The organism is Micromonospora sp. NPDC023966, assembly GCF_040639095.1.
In the GTDB taxonomy this organism is placed as follows: Bacteria; Actinomycetota; Actinomycetes; order Mycobacteriales; family Micromonosporaceae; genus Micromonospora.
Genome location: NZ_JBEZZJ010000086.1, coordinates 1 through 1,418, shown reverse-complemented (window position 1 = coordinate 1,418; position 1,418 = coordinate 1). Strand labels below are relative to the sequence as shown.

At 67.8% G+C, this 1,418-nt stretch carries 1 protein-coding gene; it reads left to right on the top strand.

Annotated features, from left to right (window positions below; translation table 11 throughout):
* Positions 1-121: 121 nt before the first annotated feature.
* The gene (locus AB0F68_RS35210) at positions 122-1,366 is read left to right on the top strand and encodes an IS256 family transposase (protein WP_357346216.1); all 1,245 of its coding nucleotides are present in this window, start codon (positions 122-124) and stop codon (positions 1,364-1,366) included.
* The last annotated feature ends 52 nt before the right edge of the window (positions 1,367-1,418 follow it).

Here is a 1,418-nt window from a genome sequence, read left to right as displayed (position 1 = left end):
AGTTGCGTCCCGCAGAGTGGTGTGTGGCAGGCCCGTTGAGGTGGGCTTGGCGTAGACGTGAGGCGGCCACCGCGTGATTCTTCGATCTGAGTTCCCGCTCAAGCTCGAGGAGTTCCACGCGATGGCCAATCCCAGTATCGACCCTGCCCGCTTCCTGCACGACCACCTCGCCGCGGCGTCGCCGGACCTGCTGCGCACCCTGCTGACCACGTTCATCGACACCCTGATGTCCGCCGAGGCCGACGCGATCTGCGGCGCGCAGTACGGGACCAGCTCCCCGGAACGGGTCAACATCCGTAACGGCTACCGGCACCGCGACTTCGACACCCGTGCCGGCACCCTGGACGTCGCGATCCCGAAACTACGGCAGGGCTCATACTTCCCCGACTGGCTCCTCGAACGCCGCAAGCGGGCCGAGGCGGCCCTCACGTCGGTGGTGGCAACGTGTTACCTGCTCGGCGTGTCCACGCGGCGGATGGACAAGCTGGTCGAGTCGTTGGGCATCAGCCGCCTGTCGAAGTCGCAGGTCAGCGTCATGGCACGCGACCTCGACGAACACGTGACATCGTTCCGCACCCGCCCGCTCGACCAAGGCCCGTACACGTTCGTCGCCGCGGACGCCCTGGTCCTCAAGGTCCGCGAAGGCGGCCGCGTCGTCAACGTCCACGCCCTGCTCGCCACCGGCGTGAACGCCGACGGCCACCGGGAGATCCTCGGCCTGCAGGTCACCAGCGCCGAAGACGGCGCCGGCTGGCTCGCGTTCTTCCGCGACCTGACCGCCCGGGGCCTGTCCGGGGTCCGCCTGGTGACCTCGGACGCGCATCGCGGCCTGGTCGACGCGATCGGCGCCACCCTGCCCGGCGCGACGTGGCAACGCTGCCGCACCCACTACGCGGCGAACCTGATGTCGGCCACCCCGAAGGCGTCCTGGCCATGGGTCAAAACGTTGCTGCACAGCGTCTACGACCAACCCGACGCCGCATCCGTGCACGCCCAGTACGACCGCCTTATCGACACCGTGGCCGGCAAGCTGCCCACCGTCGCGGATCATCTCGAGGCTGCCCGTGACGACGTCCTGGCCTTCACCGGCTTCCCGAAGGAGATTTGGCGGCAGATCTGGTCGAACAACCCGCAGGAACGCCTCAACCGCGAGATCCGCCGCCGCACCGACGTCGTCGGGATCTTCCCCGACCGCCACGCCCTGATCCGCCTCGTCGGCGCGGTCCTGGCCGAACAGCACGACGAATGGACCGAAGGCCGCCGCTACCTCGGCCTCGACATCCTCACCAAATCCCGCCTCACCCTCATCACCACCGACACGAAGGAGACCACCGACACCAACGACCTGCCAGCGCTCAGCGCCTAACAACAACGAAGAATCACGCTCAACCGCAAACACCACGTCCAAGGACTTGACC